Raw genomic sequence first — 22,522 nt, 5'->3', positions numbered from 1 at the left:
CGTCATTACAAGTGTGAAACAATCAAATGCAAGTTACAAATTCTTTTATAATACCACTTATCCTAAACAAAAAACCCTTCCAGTAAAACTGAAAGGGTTTCTATTCATTTTTGTCATTCTGACCTTTGCGAAGAATTTGCTAGATAAGTGCTAAAAACTTTGAGATTTTTCACTGTCGTTCAAAATGACAGTTGTTTTTATCCTTGTGGAGCAGCTGGTGCACCTTCTGGTTTTGGAGGGCGAGGCAATAAAACCTTACGAGAAAGTTTCATTTTACCTTGTTTGTCAATATCCAACAATTTCACCTCGATAATATCACCTTCTTTAAGTACACCGTCCATGGTTTCTAAACGTTTCCAATCAATTTCAGAAATGTGCAGCAAACCATCTTTACCTGGCATAATTTCTACAAATGCACCAAAAGGCATGATAGATTTTACCTTACCAGTGTAAACCTCACCAATTTCTGGTTTAGCAGCAATGGCACGGATACGAGCAACAGCAGCATCAATAGCCGCTTTGTTATCTGCAAAAATCTCAACAATACCTTTGTTATCAACCTCTTCAATAGAGATAGATGCGCCAGTTTCGCGTTGCATTTCTTGAATAATTTTACCGCCTGGGCCAATTACAGCACCAATAAATTCTTTCTCAATAGTTAGAGAAACAATACGTGGTGCATGTGGTTTGTAATCTTCAGCTGGTGCAGCAATCGTTTTCTTCATCTCGTTTAAGATGTGTAAACGACCTTCTTTAGCTTGTAACAAAGCTTTCGTTAAAACTTCATAAGACAAACCATTGATTTTTAAGTCCATTTGACAAGCAACAATACCTTTTTCAGTACCAGTTACTTTAAAGTCCATATCTCCCAAGTGATCTTCATCACCTAAAATATCTGAAAGGATTTGATATTTACCAGTTTTCTCATCGGTAATTAAACCCATTGCTATACCTGATACTGGCGCTTTAATTTTGATACCTGCATCCATTAATGCCAAAGTACCAGCACAAACCGTAGCCATTGACGAAGAACCGTTAGATTCTAAAATGTCAGATACGATACGAATGGTGTAAGGGTTTTCAGCACCTGCAGGCAATACCTTCTTCAACGAGCGTTGCGCCAAAGCACCGTGACCAATCTCTCTACGTCCAGCACCTCTGTTAGGTCTAACCTCACCAGTTGAGAAACCAGGGAAGTTATAGTGCAATAAAAACTTGTTATAACCATTGATGAAAGCACCGTCAATCATTTGCTCATCATCTTTGCTACCTAAAGTAACCGAGGTTAAAGATTGCGTTTCACCACGCGTAAATACCGCTGAACCGTGAGCAGCTGGCAAATAACCTACTTCACTCCAAATTGGACGAATCTGCGTAGTTGCACGGCCATCTAAACGGATACCTTCATCTAACAATAAAGCACGAACAGCATCATACTGTACATCATGGTAATAGTGCTTAGCCAATGCTTTTGTTAAATCTTCAGTTTCTTCTGGCATAGCCTCCAAAAACTCGGTAATTAAAGCGGTAAAAGCTTCAGAACGCTCTTCTTTGGTAGAACCTGATTTTGCAATGGCGTAAACCTTGTCATAAGTATCAGCATAAACTTTAGCTTTCAACTCATCATCATGATCTTCGTGGCTATATGTACGTTTAACAGTTTTACCTGTTGCTTCGGTCAATTCAACCTGAACAGCACATTGAACTTTAATTGCCTCGTGAGCAAATTTCAATGCTTCAACCATTTCTTCTTCTTGGATCTCGTCGCACTCACCCTCTACCATCACGATATCGTTAGCAGAACCAGCAACCATAAATTCTAAAGTTGCACGCTCTAAATCGCTAGCGTAAGGGTTAATTACTAATTGACCATCAATTTTTGCTACACGCACTTCAGAGATAGGCCCGTTAAAAGGAATATCTGAAACTGCTAATGCTGCCGATGCCGCCAAACCAGCTAAACAATCAGGCATGATATTTTTATCAGCAGAAATTAATGAAATCATCACCTGTGTATCAGAGTGATAATCCGAAGGGAACAACGGACGTAAAGCTCTATCTACCAAACGAGAGATTAAAACCTCGTAATCAGATAATCTTGCCTCACGGCGTAAAAAACCTCCTGGAATACGGCCAGTAGCCGCGTATTTTTCTTGGTAATCTACCGATAAAGGTAAAAAATCGGTACCTGGTTTAGCACCTACAGTCGATACCACTGTTGCTAACAACATGGTATCACCCATTTTAACAACTACAGAACCATCAGCTTGTTTCGCTAATTTACCTGTTTCAATTTCTACAATTCTTCCATCGCCCAAATCGAACGATTTTTTTATTACATTCATTTACAAATTGTTGTGATCTGTTTTTCCTCTTTCGAACAGACCGAGTTTATATTTATTTTTTCGAGTATTAAAACTAAAAAAAGCCACTCTAAAAGAATGGCTTTTAGTTGATAAAAGCTTTTATTTAATGATATCTCTTAGCGATAAAGCTTTGATGATAGCACGGTAGCGCTCAATATCTTTTTTGTAAAGATAAGCTAAAATGCCACGACGTTTACCTACTAACTTTTGTAGAGCTAACTGTGTAGAAAAATCTTTACGATTTTTTTTCAAGTGCTCTGTTAAGTGGGCAATACGGTAAGTAAACAATGCTACTTGACCTTCTGCAGAACCCGTGTTGGTTGCTACTTCGCCGTGTTTTGCAAAAATTTCGGCTTTCTTTTCTGAACTTAAATACATTCTTGAATAATATTAAAGTGTTTTTAAATTAATTAATTGGGTGCAAAGATAAGGTATTTTTCGGATTTGAAGAATTGTTGAACTGATTAATTGTCAAATATTTGTTTGATATATTTATTTGAAAATCAACCTAGTGGTTATTAGCAACTCCAGTCCTGCTATCCGTTGCAATCTTTTTGTTAACATCGGACACAAACCTGTAGGTTTTGAAAACCTACGAGGTTTCAATGTTTTTGCCACAAAAAGTATTTCCACTCCTATCAGGTTTAGAGAACAAAAACCTATGAAAGCTAGCTCTTCTTATTAATACGTTCCAGTTCTTGTACGTCTAATTGGTCCTTTATTCTATTAGTAGCCTTTTTATTCGACAACAAATGATTGTAATGCAAAAACTTCACTTCAAAACCATCAATGATATCAACAGTAGCCATTGCTAAATATTCATCATATTTTGTTTTATCCAACCCTGGAATATCCGTCATCAAATCAGCATACATCCCATCATCCATCATTATTTCACAATAACCCGCAACAATTGGAGTGTCCATCAACATATCATATCTTCCATATCCCATTTCATCAATGGCTTCAATAAGGTTTCTGCGATTCTGCTCAGTATCTCTTAAGTATAAATCTAAATCACCAGTAGCTCTACCATAGCCATATCTATTTACGGCAAAGCCCCCAACAATTAGATAATCAACCCTATGTTTTTGAAAAACGCTTAAAAGCAACAACATTTCTGCACTTTCTTTATCAAAAGACATCCCTAGCTATGGTTTGCTTTACGAATAAGAATTCCTTTACCTTGCGGTTTCTTTAATGGATTACCTCCATTCAATTGAACAGAAACACGATTAAGCTGAAGTAATGCATAGAATTTTTGTTCAGCAGATTTACTTAAATACAAAACTTCCCGTTCAGCCAGTATGCTTTCGCGGGGAATATCTATATCGTATATTTTTAATCTGCCCATATTCAAAAATACAAAAACAATTAGCTAAATAAAAATCATCTGTGTATCCGTGATTAAAAAAACCAAACACTCACAAACAACTTCTAATCCTCATCGTTATAAAAACAGATTGTACAAAAAACTATACATATCATAAAAAATAATATATTCGCATTAAGAAATATCTAACACCTATATGGCAAAACTGCTAATTATTGATGATGAAAGAGCGATAAGGAGTACCCTTCGCGAAATATTAGAATACGAAAACTACGAGGTCGATGATATAGATAACGGCATTGATGGCTTGGAAATGATCAAAAAGAACGACTACAACCTTGTTCTTTGCGACATCAAGATGAATAAAATGGATGGTATGGAAGTGCTGGAAACAGCCCTTGGCATTAAGCCCGACCTCCCATTCATCATGATTTCTGGCCATGGCACGGTAGAAACTGCCGTAGAGGCCAGTAAAAAAGGTGCCTTTGACTTTATCTCTAAACCACCTGATCTAAACCGTCTACTAATTACCGTACGTAATGGTTTAGACCGTGGTTCTTTGGTGACCGAAACCAAAGTCCTTAAAAGAAAGGCAAGTAAAACCCGTGACATCCTGGGAAACTCGGATACCATTGGAAAAATAAAGGAAACCATCGAACGCGTAGCCCCTACCGAAGCCAGGGTATTAATTACCGGGGCGAATGGTAGCGGTAAAGAATTGGTTGCACGTTGGCTGCACGAAAAATCAAACCGTTCTGAAGGACAATTGATAGAAGTAAACTGTGCGGCTATCCCTTCTGAGTTGATTGAAAGTGAACTTTTTGGACACGAAAAAGGTTCGTTTACTTCGGCAGTGAAACAACGTATCGGAAAATTTGAGTTGGCCAATGGCGGGACCTTGTTCCTAGATGAAATTGGCGACATGAGCATGTCGGCACAAGCAAAAGTACTACGTGCGCTGCAAGAACATAAAATTACCCGTGTAGGTGGCGAAAAGGAAATTGATGTGAATGTGAGGATTGTAGCGGCAACCAACAAAGATCTTTTAAAAGAAATTGAAGAAGGTAATTTTAGGATGGACTTGTACCACCGCTTAAACGTCATCAATATCCACGTACCTCACCTCACGGAGCGTACCGACGATATTCCTGTAATAGCGCAAAGCTTTTTGGAAGAAATTTGTGGCGAATATGGCATGCCAGGTAAGAAAATTACAGATGGTGCCATGGATGCGCTGAAAAGATTGCCATGGACAGGTAACGTACGTGAGCTGCGCAATATGATTGAGCGTTTGATTATTTTGAGTGATAAAACCATTACCGAACAGGATGTAGTGGCCTTTGCCAATCCTAGTGGAGGTACTAATGTAGGCGCTAGTCAGCCAACTACCAATAGTGGCAATCAGGGTAGCAGCTTTAATTACGACAGCTTCAGCAATTTCCAAGAGTACAAAGACTTTGCAGAAAAAGAGTTCATCAAGTTCAAGCTGGAAAAAAACAACTGGAACGTATCCAAAACAGCCGACGATATTGATATCCAACGAAGTCATCTTTACAGTAAAATAGAAAAATTTGGACTGAAAAGAGCCGAATAAACATATTAACCAAGCGGGGCCTACAAGCTCCGCTTTTATTTTGAAACATTTATTCCTTAAATACAAGGTTCAGTAAACGACCCACTCCATCCATCATAGTACTTTTTCGATTAAAATTAAACCAGACTAAAACTTGTATTACTAAAATTTTTATTATTTTTGCTAAAAATATTAGTAAAAAAATGAAAAGTCCCTTTCATCAAACGGTTATTGAACGCCTACAGCGGCAAATTCTCGATTTAGAGGGCTATAAGACAAAACCTAGGCAACAGCAAAAAAAACTTGGTTTTGCCCATATCGAAAAACATTTTCCCAATCAAGTTTTCCCTACAGGCACCATTCACGAGTTTGTAAGTACACAACCAGAACATACCGCTTGTACCAGCGCCTTTATCATGGCCTTATTATCCAAGCTAAATACCCATCAAGGTATTTATGTATGGATTGGAAAACAACGCCAATTATTCCCCCCTGGACTAAACTATTTTGGCATTCCAGCCCATCAAATTATTTTTATCAATCTCGTAAAACCCAAAGATATCCTTTGGGCTACCGAGGAAGCCTTAAAATGCCAAAGCCTTAACGGGGTCATCAGCGAACTGGAAGCCATTACCTTTGCCCAATCACAACGTTTGCAGCTTACCGTAGAAAAAAGCAAAGTCACAGGTTTTATTTTACGCACCCAAACAGGGCCTATCCATGCCACTGCCTGCGCTGCCAGGTGGCAGATTAGCCCAACGGCAAGCCTTAACCTAACCGAATTGCCAGGAGTTGGTTTTGCCAATTGGCAGGTAGAACTACTAAAAGTACGTAATGGTAGCACTGCAAGCTTCAACATTTCATGGCATAACGACCAATTCCACACCATAGAAAGCTCTGCATCACAACCTTTCCTTCCACATGCCATTGGTTCATGAACAAACGTTACGTTTCCATATGGTTCCCGCATTTGGTAACCGACCAAATGGCTATTCGGCAAAAAGAGCTGGATGGCATAGCCTATGCTTTAGTGACACATGAACGCAACAAACAAATCATTATAGGTGTTAGCTATCAGGCGAAAAAGCTGGGCTTAAAACCCAATATGCCTTTGGCTGATGCCAGAATCATTCTGCCTTCGCTACAGGCTTTCAAATACCAACCGCTGCGCCAACAAAAACTGTTAAAAATGCTGGCCGAATGGTTTATTCGGTATAGCCCTAACATCGCCTTAGCCCCACCCGACGGTTTGTTCCTAGAAGTTTCGGGCTGTACGCATTTATGGAAAGGTGAAAAACCTTACCTACAAGAGATTAGCTCGAGGCTAAAAAAAGCAGGTTATCATTTTAAAATAGCCATGGCCGATACTTTAGGTACTGCTTGGGCCATTACCCATTATGGAGAAAACCAAATCGTCAAAAGTGGCGAGCATTTACAGGCCTTATTACCTTTGCCCACTAAAGCTTTACGTTTAGAGGAAAACATTTTACAACGCTTGGCCAAATTGGGCTTCCATACTATTGATAGTTTTATCCATATCGCCTCTTCTACACTACGCAGACGTTTTGGAGAGGAGATTAACCTGCGTATTGGACAAGCTTTAGGCCACCAGCCCGAGGCATTTGAAACCATTTCAGAACCACATCCTTACCAAGAACGATTACATTGTTTGGAGCCTATCCAAACGGCCAAAGGCATCGAAATAGCTATCCAAACCTTGTTAGAAAACTTATGTATCCTCTTACAAAAAGATGATGTGGGTTTTAGAAATGCTACCTTAAAATGTTATCGCCTTGATGGCGAACTACAACAAATTAGCATTGGCACCAATCAGGCTTCTATCCATATCCAGCATCTTTTCAAATTGTTCGAGCTCAAAATCAAACAGATTGAACCTGATTTGGGGATTGAGCTATTCATTATGGAAGCCACCAAGGTAGAAGCATTGCCTAAACAACAAGAAGCATTATGGCAAATTCAGGCACAAAGCAATTTGTCTGAAGTTTCGGAATTACTGGACCGTATCAGTATCAAAGCTGGAAAAAATGCCATCAGGCGATATTTACCACAGGAACATCACTGGCCTGAGCATAGCATTAAAGCGGTAACGGACCCACAACAACTGCCCGAAACCGAATGGCAAACCCACAAACTTAGGCCCACCGTGTTGCTCAACCAACCAGAGCCCATACAGGTGAGTGCCCCCATTCCTGATTATCCTCCCATGAACTTCACCTATAAAGGTCAATTGCACCGCATTACTAAAGCTGACGGTCCCGAAAGGATTGAGCGTGAATGGTGGTTAAATGAAGGTAAACACCGCGACTATTATTATGTAGAAGATGAAAAAGGGCAACGCTATTGGTTGTTCAGGTTAGGGCATTACCACAGCAAAATTGCCGCACAATGGTTTATTCATGGATTTTTTGCCTAGCTTATGGAATATGTAGAATTACAGGCCACCAGCAATTTCAGTTTCCTACGTGGCGCCTCACATCCCGAAGAACTGGTCGCTCGAGCGGCCCAACTAGGCTACCTTAAAATAGCCATTACCGACAGGAATAGTTTGGCGGGCATTGTGCGTGCCCATATCACCACCAGAAAGCATGCCATCAAACTTATTCCAGCTTGCAGGTTAGATTTGTTGGATGGCCCTTCGCTACTGGCCTATCCCACCAACAAAAATGGCTACAGCCGTTTGTCGGCTTTGCTAAGTTTGGGAAATAGTCGTGCAGAAAAAGGGCAATGTCACCTTTATCAGGCGGACGTTTGGCAACACAAAGCGGATATTTTATTTATCGCCATTGCGCCCAATTCACTTAACCAAAATTTTGATTTCGAAACCGACTTTAAAACACATTTACAACACTATCAAAAAGCCTTAAGTAACAATCTTTATCTGGGCATCAACCGCAGCTACACAGGTTCAGACCAGAAAAGAATGTTCAGACTAGCAGAGTTAAGCAAGCAACTCCACATCCCTTTGGTGGCCACTAATGATGTACATTACCATGAACCTCAACGCCGACAGCTACAGGATATCCTTACTTGCGTGAGGGAAAAATGTACGATATACACCGCTGGCTACAAGCTACATGAAAATGCGGAAAGACATCTTAAACCCATCGCTGAAATGCACCGTTTGTTTAGACCATATCCACAAGCGATTAGCAATGCATTATCTATTGCCGAAAAATGCCAGTTTTCATTGGATGAGCTGAAGTACATATATCCCGAAGAGCTCACCTCCGAAGGAAGAACTCCACAAGAAGAACTTGTTCATTTAACTTGGTTGGGTGCTAAAGAAAAATTTCCTGAGGGCATCCCCGAAAAGGTTTTAAAAACCATTTACTACGAATTGGATTTTATAGCAAGAAAAAATTATGCCTCCTACTTTTTAACGGTACATGATTTTGTACGCTTTGCCCGTAGTCGTGATATTCTTTGCCAGGGACGAGGTTCTGCAGCCAACTCGGTCATCTGCTTCTGTTTGGGCATTACTTCGGTGAACCCTACCGAAATCAACCTACTTTTTGCCCGTTTCATGTCTGATGCTCGCAACGAACCACCTGATATCGATGTAGATTTTGAACATGAGCGTCGAGAAGAAGTGATGCAATACATTTATGAAAAATACGGAAGAGATCGTGCGGCGATTGTTGCCACCGTTACGCAATTGCACAGTAAGGGCGCAGTTAGGGACGTAGGCAAAGCGATGGGATTATCCGTAGACACGCTCAACATTCTTTCGGCAACGGTAAGTAGTCATTACGATGAAGGTTTTGACCGCGAACGCTTAGTGGCTCATGGGCTTAACCCCGATGATCCATTACTCAAAAAAACTCTGGAACTTACCTCACAAATGGTGGGTTTTCCACGTCAATTAGGTCAACATACAGGAGGCTTTATCATTACCCAAGGAAAGTTAACAGATTTATGCCCCACGCTAAATGCCCGTATGGAAAACCGTACTTGTATCGAGTGGAACAAAGATGATATCGAGGCCTTAGGTTTCCTAAAAGTAGATGTATTGGCTCTAGGGATGTTGACCTGCATTCGCAAAGCTTTTACTTTAACTAAAAACCATTATCAGAAGGATTACAACCTGCATAATATTCCTCATGAAGATGGCAATGAAGTTTATCAGATGATTAGCAGAGCCGATACCTTGGGCGTGTTCCAGATTGAGAGCAGAGCACAAATGTCGATGCTGCCAAGATTGAAACCCATGAAGTTTTATGATTTGGTCATTGAAGTGGCTATTGTTAGACCAGGACCTATACAAGGCGACATGGTACACCCTTATTTGCGAAGAAGAAATGGTGAGGAAGAGGTAGAATATCCTTCAGATGAGCTTAGAGAAATATTAGGAAAAACATTTGGTGTCCCACTTTTTCAGGAACAGGCTATGGAAGTGGCCATTGTTGCTGCAGGTTTCACACCCACAGAAGCTGATGAATTGCGACGGAGCATGGCTACTTTTAAAGCCGTAGGAAAGGTCACCGATTTCAAGAAAAAACTTCTCGAAGGAATGGCAAAGAAAGGTTATAAACCTGATTTTGCAGAACGTCTTTTTAAGCAAATTGAAGGCTTTGGTGGATATGGCTTCCCTGAAAGTCACGCTGCAAGTTTTGCGCTATTGGTTTACATTTCCAGCTATCTCAAATGTATTTATCCTGATGTGTTTGCTACTGCTCTGCTCAACAGTATGCCTATGGGGTTTTATCAACCTGCACAAATTGTGATAGATGCCGAAAAGCATGGCGTCACGGTTTTACCTATAGACATTAATCACTCTGAATGGGACAATACGCTAACCGATAAAGTTGGTGATTTTTGTGCCATTAGACTGGGATTTAGACAGGCCAAAGGTTTAGCCGAAGAGGAAATGAATTATCTTGTTTCTCAACGACAATCGGGCTACAAAAGCTTAGCAGCTTTACGTGATATTGGGATTAGCCAAAGTACCCTGGAAAAGCTCGCCGATGCCGATGCTTTTAGGAGCATGAACATGGACCGTAGAGATGCGCTTTGGCATATTAGTGCCCTACATGATAGGCCTATTGCATTATTTGAGGGCAAAGCTGATAATAGTCAACATGAGACTCAGATTTCTTTACCGTTAATGCCTACTTCGGAGCATGTGATACATGACTATGCTCATGTAGGGCTTTCGTTGAAAGCACATCCCGTTAGCTTTATACGCAAAGAATTGGAAGCACTTCGCGTGTTAAGTACCCAAACGGCCAATGAAGCCAAAGACGGCGAAAAAATAAAAGTAGCGGGACTGATATTGGTTCGTCAACGGCCTGGAACTGCCAGTGGTATTTGTTTTATTACCATTGAAGATGAAACTGGCATTGCCAACCTAGTGGTTTATCAAAAATTGTTTAATCAATTCCGCAAGGAGATATTGGGGGCTAAACTGCTCATGATAGAGGGCAAAGTACAGCGTGAAGGAGAAGTAGTACATATTGTAGTGCAGCGTTGTCATAACTACAATGGTTTATTGCAGCAACTTCACGGCAGCAAGACTCGTAATATTCCTCCTACCATGGGTGAAAAAGTTTTTCATGATGGGAGGAATTTTAAGTAGTGATTTAGTAAACCTCGTAGGTTTTGAAAACCTACGATTTTTTTTGTTAATGGAAACAGACTTACGAAGTCCAAAAATGAACCTCCCCTGCGCCCTCCAAGAGAGGGATATGGGATAATGCCTAATGAACGAGTGAACTAATAAACTATTTGCTTAATAAAAATATTTGCAGAAAGAATCCTCTATCAGATTTTACATAGCGATTAAAGGCCAAGATATTTCCATCATTAGACCATACTACAGCGCCATTTAATTGCTCTGGAGCACTATATTTTTGAGTTAAGCGCTGTGAATTCCCACTAGCAATTTCGGTGATGAATACGCTTTGATCGGCGAGATAAGAAAGGCACAAGCCATCTGGGCTGATGTTGATAGGACTGGTAATGGAAAAATCATTGTAGGTGATTTGCTCTATAGCTCCTCCATTTGGTGATACAGCAAACACTTGTACCAATCCATTTTCATCTTCAGACAGGAAAAAAATCAAACTACCATCAGCATTGCTGCGCAACCAATGCCTGGGTCCCTTTACTCCTTTCTGACTAAAAGTGATACGACGTTGACTAATACCTTTCGGCACAGCAGGACGAGTATTAATGGTACCAGCAACGCTTTCATCAAAAGTTGTGGTACTTAAATCATCAGGAATATCGGCTACAAAAATTTCGGTAATGGTATTGCCTTGCCCATCTCTTATGTTTCCCTGATAGGCAATGGCTTTGTATTGCCGATGACCATCGGCTTTAACATAACCCTCTTTTCCAATCCAACATTCATCAAAAGCCTTGTCTATTTCATCACTCCCAAGTTTTGGATTTTCGGTGACCGTTGCCGCCAGTACAGCAAACATTTCACCATTGTTATTTTCTATGTTAGCGATATTAGGCACTTGTACTTTTTTAGGAAACATGAGGCCTATGGTACGCAAATCTTTCACTTGTGGATTGGTTTTGGCCAACTGCTCCATCACGTAATCGTTATAGGTATAGCTAATCATATTCCCATCGGCACTCCAAGAATGGGCATGTGTCCCGCCTCTTAAAGCTCCCGTTGTGAAAGGTTTTTCAACGTTCCTCGCATCCATAAAAATGGGCTGTTCAGGATTTTCTAATTCAATAGCTACACCAGTTCTACGCGTAAAATCGTAAGGTTTTTCTGCATCCGCATTGCGAATACCGTGTATAAAAATGACCTTATCTTCTTTTGGAGAAAAGCTAGCTGCCCCTACACCTGGACCATATTGTGTTTGATTTGGAACCGTATAAATCGTCTTTTCTTCACCTGTTTTCAGGTTAACCACTCCTATGCTACCAGTAATCTTAATATCCCCATCACTATTTCGGTGGTCAAAAACAATCCATTCATTGTTCGCTGAAAATACCTGACCTGTGTTTAATGTATGTCCGATTTCGCCATGTGTAATTTGAACTTCTTTTTTGTCGAACATACGATCTACTTTTTTTTGCTTTTAGGATTTAACATGTAATAAAAATGGCCATCTTCTGCACCAATTAACAAATCAGGTATTCCATCTTTATTCCAATCTACTGTGGTAGGACTGGTATCATGTCCCGCTAGGGCTAGTTCATCTAAAAATCCTTCATCTTTAATGAATACCTTACTATTTTTTGCTCCTGTATTTTTAAGGAAACTAGCATTCTTACTATTAGCTACAATATCTAACAAACCATCGCCATCCCAATCTACAACGGTAAATTTACGGCGGCCACTTTGTCCAAAATTAAGGCTATTTAAGCGTAAAGTACCAGGAATACTATCTTTTATGGTATGTTTTTGGTCGTAACCTGAATAATTCAATCCCTCAAAAATACGTTTACCAGGCTTTAACCATAGCTCATTGCCTTGCTTAAAGCGTTCGAAAAAGGTTAAATAGCCTCCAGTATCAAGCATCACAATGTCACTCAGTTTATCCTTGTTCCAATCTACCACAAAAGGCGTGGTACGCCACTGAGTGACCAAAGTTTGTGGCTTTGGATCCCACCAATTCCAACTTGGCTTATGCGCTTTGGCATTGGCTTCCCACTTTATTTTTACGTTTTGTGCTTTCCCCAATTTAGGTGCTTTGGCAGTGCCGATATTTTTGTACCACATCACTTCGCCAAAAATGGAATTGATGACAATATCTTTCAAACCATCGCCATCCCAATCAGCTACGGAGACGGTAGTATAACCCCATTTAGCTTCCGCAGGTCCTTGTATAGAACCATTGTCGCCCGCTTGAATACGGATCACCTTACCTTCACTTTCCAATAATTTTGGCGCAGCCCATTTAGGGGTTTGACCGTTCATACCCAAGTTTTCGATAAAAGCGACATAACCTGCAGAGTTGCCCACCACAATATCATCATCGCCGTCATTATCCCAATCTACTCCAACTGGCGTAGCCAAAGCCCCAAACTTCAGATTATCGGCCTTTTGTTTAAAGTAGTAAGGTGATTTAAATACGGGCATGCCATTTTTCACTTTGCCAGTATGCTCAATCAAAGCTACGCGACCATCTTCGTCTCCTACAATTAGGTCAACATCACCATCACCATCCCAATCAACCGCAGTGGGTAAAATCATTTCCAAATCCATTTTGATGATTCCTGTTTCGTTGGCCAGATATCTTCCTTTGGCATATTTTGGCTGATTTTTAGTGCCAATGTTTTCGAAATAAGTCATCTTATCCAAAAATTCTCCGCAAATAATGTCTAGATCTCCATCACCATCAAAATCGGCAAAGTTTGGAGAAGGCGCACCGTATACGTCAATCTCTTTTCCTTCTGCTTTTAATCTTCCTTTGTTTTGGTATTGACCATTTTTATTTTCGATGAGATACAAGAAGCCTCGCAACGGTCCATTGGTCCAAACACCTTGTTTGTTAAACGCGTTATCCCAACCATAATCGCCCCAATCGTCGATACCTACAATGATATCATCGTCACCATCCAAATCATAATCCACAAACTTCCATTGATTGAAACGGTTACGACCTTTCAAATCTTTTAGAATTGAATCGGCTGGGAAAAGCTTATTTTTCTTTTTACCTAAATCAGCCTTAAAGCTAGGCAACTCTACTCCTGGCGTGGTATAGCGGGGTTTACCATTGCTATAAGAGATTTGAATGTTTTTAACGGCAGGACCTAGTTTTACAGGTTTCTCGAACACTGGAATTTTAGCAGCCGATTTGTTCTCGAACAACCAAAGCCCATTGAAGGGTTTATCAGGACAGGAAACCAACAGGTCCATGTCACCATCACCATCCCAATCAACGGGCACAGGCCAAGCCCATAGTCCCACGCCTAAATCAACTACCAAATCTGGATTGTTGTATTTTAATATCTGAAGTTTTGGTTCTTCAGCTGGTTTTGGCTGCGAATCTTTTTTTAACGTAAAAGCGAGTAAGCTGGCTGATGCCATTAGGGCAATGCCCGCGATCCATTTTTGTTTCATTTGTTGGTTCATTAGTTCATTGGTTCAGTTGTTCATTACTATCCTATTTCGTCATCTCCGACCGTAGCGGAGAGATCTTTTAAAATGACCACTTTTCCCGCAGATTATGTTGATTTAATTGCTGACTTGGTTATTGGTTTCATTCATTGGAGATTCTTCGCTTCGCTCTGAATGACAAAGCCCGCTATGAATGACAAAAGGGCTATTCAATTACATCGGAATTACCCAGTTATCTGTACGGAATGAAGAAGCTGGCAAACCGTGCTCATTCACTAAGTCGCCAAGTGCCCAAGCTTTAAACGCATAACGTACGGATACTGGTTCCGCCACTTCTGAAGCACTTACCAAAATCCCATCTTTAGTAATTACCGCCTTGGCTGGGTAAAACACTTGATTTTTTCCTGCTACTTCAAAATTTGACGATTCTTTGGCATCACCTTTAAATTTCAGCTGTTTGGCGTAATCGAACTTTAAAAGCACTTTGCTACCATTAACACTTTGGCTTTTATAAACTGGGCCTTGATAAGCAACGTTCTTAAATCCATAACTTTTGTTTAAAGCAATGAAAGACAGACGATCGCTTACGGTCTGTTTATCTGGCGGATGGATGGTGTTTTGTGCACCTACATCCATAATTACCGCCATTCCGCTGTTTGGGATAATTTGCTCGGCTTTTAACTGGACTTCACGTAAGAAAGGTACTTTAGGTTGTAATTCCTCCAAGGCTTTTGAAAGCTTTTCCGTTTTTGAAATATACGGAGCTATTTGCACATAGTAGAAAGCAAAATTGCCAATGCCCCATCGACTTCTCCAGTCATTCACCATGTCGGGAAACATTTTCAAATAGTTTTCTGGTTCATGTCTATTTTGCTCGCCCTGATACCAAATCACACCTTTAATGTTATAGCCTAAAATAGGATGAATCATGGCATTAAACAATCCTGTGGCTACATTTTTATCTTTTAAAGCGGTATTGTTGGCTTCAGGAATTTTAACTTCTGGATATGGACCTAAACTTTTTGCACTCATCCAAGCTTGCACCAAGGTTCCACCCCAAGCTACTTGGATAATTCCTACAGGTACTTTTAATTTCTCTTGTAAAATTTTAGCAAAACCGTAAGCTACGGCACTAAATTCGGTCACTACTGTAGGTGTAGCTGCTTGCCATTGTCCCTTCACCTCATTTAAAGGGTTTGACCAAGTGACTTTTTCTCCTAAAAACAACCTGATTTTATTGTTTGCAGCGTTTTTAATGATTTCTTCGGCATTGCTTACTGGCTGGTCTTTAAATCCTCTCAAAGGCATTTCCATGTTTGATTGACCTGAAGCGACCCATACTTCACCAATCAAAATGTCTTGCAGCTTTGTTTCTTCACCATCATTAATGGTAATGGTATATGGTCCACCCGCAGCAGGAGTAGTAACTTTAGCTTTCCATTGCCCAGCAGTAGCTTTTACTTTATAGCTTTTCCCGTTCCAAGAAGTGTTGATTACAACCTCTTTTTGAGTATCTGAACTGCCCCAAATGGCTACTTCGGCGTTTCGTTGTAACACCATACCATTTGAAAAAACCGATGGCAGTACTACCTTGGCCCAACTGGATGTAGATAGAAAAAATAGGGAAAGCGCGCTTAAAAAAAACTTGAGTTTCATATCAATATATATTTGGCTATTTACACTATGCTGGCAAGTTCATAGAAACTATTTGTGGTTGCCATTTAGCATTTGGCTAATTTAAAGGTATAGTATAAAATTAGTATTACTTTTCTTTCCCAATTTTTATACAATTTTATCATGGTTCTTCTAAAAAAAAGTTCGAAATCTTTAGGCATAAAAAAGGGATAAACCAATTTTAACAATTGACTTATCCCCATTGGAATTTAAATAAGATATTTTAGTTGCCTCCTGCCTTGGCTTCTTCTTTTAGCTTGACATTAATTTCCTCTACTTTTTTCTTTTGCTCGTCGTTCAAAAAGGCCATCATCGCATCGTTTCTCTCTTTCACTACCACTTTAATGGCTGCCTTTTTTGCTTTTTCGTCTAGGCTGGCATCCTCATCAATTTTCTGTCTTTTTGCTGTAGCCTCTTTTTTAACCGCAGCAATTTTTTTAATCGTTTCTGCATCACAACCAATTTCGGTAAGTGAAGCTTTGTCCCAACCAAAAGAAGTTTTCTTTTTAGGAGCATCCTGAGCGTTTGCAAATACTACGGTAAAACACGCAATAAATAGCGTAAACAATAACTTTTTCATCAAGAATTTATATTTAATTAATTAAATATATTCAATATTAGAATACACTGTACTGGTTTTAATATTTTTTAACAAATTATTTTTTCCCGTATGATGGTGCAAACCATTCATCGGTTCTAAAGGACGAAGCTGGCAGACCTTCTGCATTATACAAATCGCCCATTACCCACATTTTAAAACCATAGCGTGCAGCTACTGGCTTTTGCACGTTATCTGCTTGTAAAAGCACGGCATTGCCTTTTATTTCGGCTTTTGCAGGATGAAATACTTTATCGGCTCCTGCCAGTTCAAAGTTTACACTAGGCGTGGAAAAAGCTTTCAATCCTTTTTCTGCATGATCGAAATTAAGGGTTAGCTGATTGCCTTTTACGATAAAGTTTTTATAGCTCGGGCCAGCGTAAACCACTTCTGTAAATCCGTAAGTTTTATGTAGTGCAATAGCTGCTAAACGTTTCGCAACCGCTTGTTTATTGGCCGGATGGATGACTTTTTGTTCTCCAGCGTCTAGTGTAACCGACATTGCCGTGTTTGGGATAGAAAATTGCGAGTTATATTGCATTTCTCTAAATAAAGCAGAAAGCGAAATCTGTTCTCCGTCTTTTACCGATTCGTTAGGTGCCAATTGCACATAATAAAATGGAAAATCCCCTATTCCCCAACGTGTGCGCCAATCTTTAATCATCACTGGAAATACCTTCGCATAGAAATCTGGTTCACGATGGTTATGTTCTCCCTGATACCACAATACGCCTTTCATCCCATAGCCAACCAACGGATTGATCATTCCATTGAACAGGGCTGTAGGTGCATTTCGATCTGTTTTGATGACTGAATCGGGATGTTTTAGTTTGTATCGATTTTCCTTTTCAAACTCTTTGAAGGTTTCGACACTCATCCATGATGAAATATTTGTGCCGCCCCAAGCAGATTGAATAATACCTACAGGAACTTTTAATTTCTGCTGCAATTCTACTGCGAAAAGATAACCTATGGCACTAAACAAACGAATTGCTGCCGAATCGGCAACTTGCCAATTGCCACGCATATTATCTACGGGTACGCCTTTGGCTTCTTTTATGGTCCTAAACACATGAATATTTTTGTTGGTGGCATTTTTAAAGATTGCTGAGGAGTTTAACACAGGCTGATCTTTAAAACCTTGTACTGGCATTTCCATATTCGATTGCCCTGAAACTAACCAAACCTCTCCTATCCAGACTTCGTTCAATTGAAAATTATCCCCATCATTAATGGTGATGGTGTATGGGCCGCCCGCTTTTGGAGTGGCTAATTTTGTTTTCCATTTGCCTTCGGCATCAGCGTTGACTTCGTATTTCTTTTTATCCCAAGAGGTAGTAACAGTCAATGCTTTTGATGGATTAGTGCTTTTGCCCCAAAAATTCACTTGAGATTGTTGCTGTAACACCATGCCATTAGCAAAAAAACTGGGCAAAGTGATTTTTGCAGTGGATAGTTGCGAATTAAGCAAAAAGCAAATCAATATTGTTATTATTTTATTCATGTAAATCAGAATTAAATCATCGTTTGTGATAAAGCCATTCCTAAATTGATCATTGTGAAGCAAACCAATCCTAAAGCTAAATGATTTTAACTTCTGTATTGTAAGATTGCTTCGTAACCTCGCAATGACGAAGGAAGAGCTACTTTGGTATTTCCCAGTTATCCGTTCTAAATGATGAAGCCGGAAAACCTTCTATATTGTATAAATTACCCACTACCCAAGCTTTAAAAGCATAGCGTACTGCCACGGGCTTAATAACTTCTGACGCACTAACTTCAATGGTATTGCCTTTGATTTTAACAATTGAAGCGGGATAAAACTTTTTATCGGCTCCTGCTACCTCAAAATTAGCATTGTTTTCTTCACTAAATTTCAAGCCTTTTTCGGCATGGTCAAAACTTAAAATGGCTATATTTCCTTGTATACTTAATGCCTTATAGGCGGGTCCTTGATAAGACAATTCCTTGAAACCATAATTTCTGTTTAGCACCATGGCTAACATTCTATCGGCCACTTTCTCTTTAAATGGTGGGTGATTGAAATTCTCTGCTCCTAAATCTACATTCACGACCATTCCAGAATTTGGTATCACATTTAAACTGTTTAATTGAGCTTCTCTTAAAAACGGAATATAAGGGACATAACTTGCTGGCGAACCATAAGGAGCTATTTGCACATAATAAAAAGGAAATTCGCCATTATTCCAACGTTTACGCCAGTCGGCAACCATAGCTGGAAAAAGCTTGGCATAACGTGCTGGGTAGCGTCTATTGTGCTCTCCTTGATACCAAAGCATCCCCTTTACGGTAAGGCCAATCATGGGATTAATCATCCCATTAAACAAACTGGTTGGTGTGCCTTTATTCTCGATGGCTTCGTTTTTTTCTTGAGGTATTTTTACTTCTGCATTAAAAGGCGCTAAACTTTCTTTACTCATCCAAGCCTCTATGGGTGTACCTCCATAAGCTACTTGCACAATCCCAACGGGAACGTTTAGCTGTTTTTGAAGCTTAAGTGCAAAGAAATAACCCAATGCACTGAACAAAGGCGAGCTGGTGGGGCTGGCTGTTTGCCATCTGCCTCTTAGGTTATCAGTGGGTGTTCCCCATACTTTATGTTGGCTTCTAAAAAACCTAATTTTGTCGTTATTGGCACTGGCAATTGCTTCTCGCCCACCAAGAATGGGCTGATCTGCCCCCATGCCACGCAATGCCATCTCCATATTGGATTGGCCAGAAATGAACCACACTTCCCCAATCAATATATCTTTAATACTCACCAAATCACCATCGTTAATGTCAATTTGATATGGCCCACCCGCTTTTGGGGTCTCTACCTTAAGCTTCCAAGTACTATCTGCATTGGCTTTTACTTTATACTCCTTTTTATTCCACGAAGTGACTACGTTTACCGATGTCCCAGGAGTGGTTTTACCCCAAATAGCAGCATTGCTTTTTTGTTGCAATACCATTCCATTACTAAACACATAAGGTAATATGACTTTTGCTTGTGCACTGGCTAGTCCCAATATGAATGATAGGGCTATTAATATCTTCTTCATCTTAACTTTCCGATTTTTCTTCTTTCACCTTCTTGTTAAACTCTTCTACTTTTTGCTTTTGTTCATCGGTCAACACCTCCATCATTTGCACTTTACTTTTATCAATGAGTTTACGTTGTTCCAGTTTTTTGTCACGCTCCGAAAGCGAAGTATCTTCTGTTACTTTCTTTCGTTCATCCATTATTACCTTTCTGATTTCTGTTATCTTCTTGATTTGTTCGGCACTACAACCAATTTCTTTTAGGCTTTGGGCATTAAATGGAAATGAACTGTATTTGCGAGGCGTATCTTGTGCTTGCAAGCCCAAACTGAAACATATTATGCAAGCGATGCTTAAAATGACTTTTTTCATCATGGTTTAAGGAGTAATATTTAGGGTAATTTCTTTTTTGATTTGTTTAGATCCTTCTGTATTGGCATTGGCAGCTACAAAAGTTGCTTTATAAGTTCCTGGTTGCTGATAGATATGCGTATAGTTTTGTACGCTTTGACTACCGATACTCTTAATTGGTTTAGACTTATCTGGCAAATAAGTGATAAATCCATCAAATAGAATGGGATACGTAATGATCCAGCCTTCAGTATCTACCGAAGTATTGGTGGCATTGCCCATAAATTCCAAATACGCACTGGTGATACGCACACGATTGGTTTCGTAATTACTACTGGTCACCACGTTCCAACCCGCACTACCACTAAGGGCTTTTTCTTCCGATGAAATGGCCGAAGCAATAAGGAACGAAAAGTTGGTCACTCGCCAGCGAGCACCCAGTAGATTTCCTGCATTTTGTTTTGCTTTGGTTTTGTATCGGAACCCGATGTAAATGGCCTTGTCTTTGGTCAAAGCATCGTTCACACTGGCTACACCTGAGCTAACCTCTATATTTGCTGTGGCTAAAGTAAGGCGACTATTAAGCGGTACCCAAGTGGCAGCCTGTACATTTTCTAACGTATAAATGCCATTAAAATCTGAGGAGGCCAATACTTCAAACTGGTTTGGCTGTCCAGCGGCAAGCACACGAGTAGTAAGAGATAATGCACTAGTAGCTGGCATTACCCTGCCTTGCACATAATTATAATCATTCCCTACTTCTCCCGAATAAAAGCTCACAATATCTGGATTACCACTTAAGTTAAATTCAACCCTATCGCCTACTTTGTAAGTAGTGGCAGTGGCTTTTACATCAAAAGTTGGTTCGCTAATGGGTTTTTCTTTATCGCAAGAGGCTAAACATAAGCCTAATAAAACTGCGTATATTTTCGTGTTTTTCATCATCCTAAATTTTACCATCCATAGTTTTGAACTAATAATCTGTTTAAGGACATTTCATAAGCTGGAATAGGAAACACCACATCTCTGGCTGAAGCACTTTTGAACGTTTTAGCACCATGTTTGAGGTTATCAGGGACGATGTCCTTTCCAAAATCAGCTTCTACCGTCTTCATTTTATTTACCAATAATCCCCATCGAACTAGATCACCTTTTCTGATAGATTCGAAGGCCAACTCACGGCTTCTTTCATCTTGCAAGGCACTTAAAAAACTGGCCTTTCCCATTCCCGAAAAATCAATCGTTGCATCAGGAGTATTGACATCCTTTCCATAACCTCTTCTGCGTACTTCATTAACTGCTTTGTAAGCAGCAGTAGTTGGCGCTCCACTCACTTCTGTTTCTGCTTCAGCATACATCAGCAACACGTCGCTATAGCGCAATAATGGATAATTTTGTGGGGTAGAGATAATAGATTTTGGAGAAACGACTTCATACTCGCGACGCCATTTACCAACATTTCGCTGATAGATTTGTGTAGCACTGTAATTGATTTTAGCTGGTGGTGTACCGCTATATCTGAAAGGACCAATGGTCCAATCACGACGTAAATCCGTATCCTCGTACCTTCGGTATAAGGTCGCTGTGGTATTGATGTATCCCAACACTCGGCCTACCACAGGGTCATCAGTAGAGTTGGCAATTCCCAACACGCTGCCTACCCTGCCCGATTCGGTATAGGCTTCGGCATCATTACCCCAAAACTCTACTTCCCAAATGCTTTCTTTAATGTCGTACTTATCTTGCGCATAGTTGATGAAAATTTGTTGGTACGATGGATTTAAGGCATGTCCCCCAGAAGTTATCACCATTGAAGACCATTTCCTAGCCTGCTCATATTTAGTTTGGTCTCTTAAAGGATAACCTGCCCAATACAAATAAACTTTGGCCAATATCCCCCAAACGGCTGATTTACTGATTTTACCACCAAAACCTACTTCTGGAGCACTTTTCACCAAAGGCTCGGCAGCTAACATGTCCTTTTCTATCTGTTCATATACTTGTTTGGAAGGCGTGCGTGCAATTTGTGTATTACCGACGGATTTGCTCGCTGCAGTGATTAAAGGCACATCGCCAAAGTTGGATACCAACAGAAAATAATAATAGCCTCGTAGAAAAAGTACTTGTCCTTTAACCTCGTTCCTTTTGGTTTCGTCCATTTGAGAACGGTGGATATTTTCCAATAAAAAGTTCGCTCGATTGATGCCATCGTACAAGGCAGCCCAAAAATTCTTTACGGTTAAATCTGCCGTTTCCACGTCATAAGTGATGGGGCCAGTGACTAAAGTGGAACTACGTTGGAAACCTTCATCGGCATCTAAGCCCATGCGGCCGTGCATGTAATTGCCGTAAAGTGCCGAATTGCCCAGCACATCGTAAACACCGATAAGTGCTTTGTTCAGTTGCTCTTCGGTTTCAAAATATTCTTCAGGCAGTATAGAGTCTTTAGGTTTTACATCTAAAAACTTGGAACATGAACTGATGAATACAATTGCTAAAAGCGCTATAATGATTTGATATTTTCTTTTCATAA

17 protein-coding genes are annotated in these 22,522 nt (G+C 40.1%); 4 read left to right on the top strand and 13 right to left on the bottom strand.

Features of this window, described 5'->3' with window-relative positions; all coding sequences use genetic code 11:
* Window positions 1-197: 197 nt before the first annotated feature.
* The 4 genes from pnp to DUT70_RS02085 form a co-directional block, all read right to left on the bottom strand.
* On the bottom strand, window positions 198-2,345 hold the full coding sequence (gene pnp, locus DUT70_RS02105) for a polyribonucleotide nucleotidyltransferase (RefSeq protein ID WP_113645648.1): 2,148 nt from the start codon (window positions 2,343-2,345) through the stop codon (window positions 198-200).
* 120 nt (window positions 2,346-2,465) lie between these two features.
* The gene (gene rpsO, locus DUT70_RS02100) at window positions 2,466-2,744 is read right to left on the bottom strand and encodes a 30S ribosomal protein S15 (RefSeq protein WP_113645647.1); all 279 of its coding nucleotides are present in this window, start codon (window positions 2,742-2,744) and stop codon (window positions 2,466-2,468) included.
* A gap of 290 nt (window positions 2,745-3,034) precedes the next feature.
* On the bottom strand, window positions 3,035-3,511 hold the full coding sequence (locus tag DUT70_RS02090) for a nucleotidyltransferase (protein WP_113645645.1): 477 nt from the start codon (window positions 3,509-3,511) through the stop codon (window positions 3,035-3,037).
* Window positions 3,512-3,513: 2 nt separating this feature from the next.
* The gene (locus tag DUT70_RS02085; RefSeq protein WP_113645644.1) at window positions 3,514-3,720 is read right to left on the bottom strand and encodes a hypothetical protein; all 207 of its coding nucleotides are present in this window, start codon (window positions 3,718-3,720) and stop codon (window positions 3,514-3,516) included.
* Window positions 3,721-3,895: 175 nt separating this feature from the next.
* Here DUT70_RS02085 and DUT70_RS02080 point away from each other — a divergent pair, with 175 nt between their 5' ends.
* From DUT70_RS02080 to DUT70_RS02065, 4 genes are all read left to right on the top strand, one after another.
* Window positions 3,896-5,293, top strand: coding sequence for a sigma-54-dependent transcriptional regulator (locus DUT70_RS02080; protein ID WP_113645643.1), 1,398 nt, complete (start codon window positions 3,896-3,898; stop codon window positions 5,291-5,293).
* Between the two features lie 182 nt (window positions 5,294-5,475).
* On the top strand, window positions 5,476-6,210 hold the full coding sequence (locus DUT70_RS02075; protein ID WP_113645642.1) for an ImuA family protein: 735 nt from the start codon (window positions 5,476-5,478) through the stop codon (window positions 6,208-6,210).
* Window positions 6,207-7,706 (top strand): Y-family DNA polymerase, encoded by a 1,500-nt coding sequence (locus DUT70_RS02070; protein WP_113645641.1) that lies wholly within the window; start codon window positions 6,207-6,209, stop codon window positions 7,704-7,706. Before DUT70_RS02075 ends, DUT70_RS02070 begins: the two co-directional genes overlap by 4 nt.
* A gap of 3 nt (window positions 7,707-7,709) precedes the next feature.
* Complete coding sequence (locus tag DUT70_RS02065) at window positions 7,710-10,868, top strand: error-prone DNA polymerase (protein WP_113645640.1); 3,159 nt, start codon at window positions 7,710-7,712, stop codon at window positions 10,866-10,868.
* A gap of 145 nt (window positions 10,869-11,013) precedes the next feature.
* Here DUT70_RS02065 and DUT70_RS02060 read toward each other — a convergent pair whose 3' ends face one another.
* From DUT70_RS02060 to DUT70_RS02020, 9 genes are all read right to left on the bottom strand, one after another.
* Window positions 11,014-12,315 carry a DUF3748 domain-containing protein gene (locus tag DUT70_RS02060; protein ID WP_113645639.1) on the bottom strand — a complete coding sequence of 434 codons (1,302 nt, stop codon included), beginning with the start codon at window positions 12,313-12,315 and terminating at the stop codon, window positions 11,014-11,016.
* A 5-nt stretch (window positions 12,316-12,320) separates the two neighbouring features.
* Window positions 12,321-14,324, bottom strand: coding sequence for an FG-GAP repeat domain-containing protein (locus DUT70_RS02055; RefSeq protein ID WP_240431998.1), 2,004 nt, complete (start codon window positions 14,322-14,324; stop codon window positions 12,321-12,323).
* A 210-nt stretch (window positions 14,325-14,534) separates the two neighbouring features.
* Complete coding sequence (locus DUT70_RS02050; RefSeq protein WP_113645638.1) at window positions 14,535-15,977, bottom strand: sialate O-acetylesterase; 1,443 nt, start codon at window positions 15,975-15,977, stop codon at window positions 14,535-14,537.
* A gap of 241 nt (window positions 15,978-16,218) precedes the next feature.
* Window positions 16,219-16,575, bottom strand: a complete 357-nt coding sequence (locus tag DUT70_RS02045; RefSeq protein WP_113645637.1) for a hypothetical protein — start codon at window positions 16,573-16,575, stop codon at window positions 16,219-16,221.
* Window positions 16,576-16,651: 76 nt separating this feature from the next.
* A complete protein-coding gene (locus DUT70_RS02040) occupies window positions 16,652-18,097 on the bottom strand; it encodes a sialate O-acetylesterase (RefSeq protein ID WP_113645636.1) in 1,446 nt (481 codons plus the stop codon).
* A gap of 139 nt (window positions 18,098-18,236) precedes the next feature.
* Entirely contained in the window at window positions 18,237-19,658 is a 1,422-nt protein-coding gene (locus DUT70_RS02035; protein ID WP_113645635.1) for a sialate O-acetylesterase, read from the bottom strand.
* A 1-nt stretch (window position 19,659) separates the two neighbouring features.
* A complete protein-coding gene (locus DUT70_RS02030) occupies window positions 19,660-20,013 on the bottom strand; it encodes a hypothetical protein (protein ID WP_128353275.1) in 354 nt (117 codons plus the stop codon).
* Window positions 20,014-20,016: 3 nt separating this feature from the next.
* A complete protein-coding gene (locus tag DUT70_RS02025; protein WP_162926553.1) occupies window positions 20,017-20,931 on the bottom strand; it encodes a DUF5017 domain-containing protein in 915 nt (304 codons plus the stop codon).
* A gap of 11 nt (window positions 20,932-20,942) precedes the next feature.
* Window positions 20,943-22,520 carry a RagB/SusD family nutrient uptake outer membrane protein gene (locus tag DUT70_RS02020; protein ID WP_113645632.1) on the bottom strand — a complete coding sequence of 526 codons (1,578 nt, stop codon included), beginning with the start codon at window positions 22,518-22,520 and terminating at the stop codon, window positions 20,943-20,945.
* Window positions 22,521-22,522 lie beyond the last annotated feature (2 nt).

The organism is Pedobacter chitinilyticus, assembly GCF_003313385.1.
GTDB lineage: Bacteria > Bacteroidota > Bacteroidia > Sphingobacteriales > Sphingobacteriaceae > Pedobacter > Pedobacter chitinilyticus.
This window is presented reverse-complemented; position numbering and strand designations above follow the sequence as displayed.

Bases quoted from the DNA above. Each gene is read 5' to 3' on its own strand.
- DUT70_RS02050 (WP_113645638.1), bottom strand. From the start codon at position 15,977: ATGAAACTCAAGTTTTTTTTAAGCGCGCTTTCCCTATTTTTTCTATCT.
- DUT70_RS02060 (WP_113645639.1), bottom strand. From the start codon at position 12,315: ATGTTCGACAAAAAAGAAGTTCAAATTACACATGGCGAAATCGGACAT.
- DUT70_RS02020 (WP_113645632.1), bottom strand. From the start codon at position 22,520: ATGAAAAGAAAATATCAAATCATTATAGCGCTTTTAGCAATTGTATTC.
- DUT70_RS02025 (WP_162926553.1), bottom strand. From the start codon at position 20,931: ATGAAAAACACGAAAATATACGCAGTTTTATTAGGCTTATGTTTAGCC.
- DUT70_RS02090 (WP_113645645.1), bottom strand. From the start codon at position 3,511: ATGTCTTTTGATAAAGAAAGTGCAGAAATGTTGTTGCTTTTAAGCGTT.
- DUT70_RS02035 (WP_113645635.1), bottom strand. From the start codon at position 19,658: ATGAAGAAGATATTAATAGCCCTATCATTCATATTGGGACTAGCCAGT.
- DUT70_RS02045 (WP_113645637.1), bottom strand. From the start codon at position 16,575: ATGAAAAAGTTATTGTTTACGCTATTTATTGCGTGTTTTACCGTAGTA.
- pnp (WP_113645648.1), bottom strand. From the start codon at position 2,345: ATGAATGTAATAAAAAAATCGTTCGATTTGGGCGATGGAAGAATTGTA.
- DUT70_RS02040 (WP_113645636.1), bottom strand. From the start codon at position 18,097: ATGAATAAAATAATAACAATATTGATTTGCTTTTTGCTTAATTCGCAA.
- DUT70_RS02055 (WP_240431998.1), bottom strand. From the start codon at position 14,324: ATGAAACAAAAATGGATCGCGGGCATTGCCCTAATGGCATCAGCCAGC.
- DUT70_RS02070 (WP_113645641.1), top strand. From the start codon at position 6,207: ATGAACAAACGTTACGTTTCCATATGGTTCCCGCATTTGGTAACCGAC.
- DUT70_RS02065 (WP_113645640.1), top strand. From the start codon at position 7,710: ATGGAATATGTAGAATTACAGGCCACCAGCAATTTCAGTTTCCTACGT.
- rpsO (WP_113645647.1), bottom strand. From the start codon at position 2,744: ATGTATTTAAGTTCAGAAAAGAAAGCCGAAATTTTTGCAAAACACGGC.
- DUT70_RS02075 (WP_113645642.1), top strand. From the start codon at position 5,476: ATGAAAAGTCCCTTTCATCAAACGGTTATTGAACGCCTACAGCGGCAA.
- DUT70_RS02030 (WP_128353275.1), bottom strand. From the start codon at position 20,013: ATGATGAAAAAAGTCATTTTAAGCATCGCTTGCATAATATGTTTCAGT.
- DUT70_RS02085 (WP_113645644.1), bottom strand. From the start codon at position 3,720: ATGGGCAGATTAAAAATATACGATATAGATATTCCCCGCGAAAGCATA.
- DUT70_RS02080 (WP_113645643.1), top strand. From the start codon at position 3,896: ATGGCAAAACTGCTAATTATTGATGATGAAAGAGCGATAAGGAGTACC.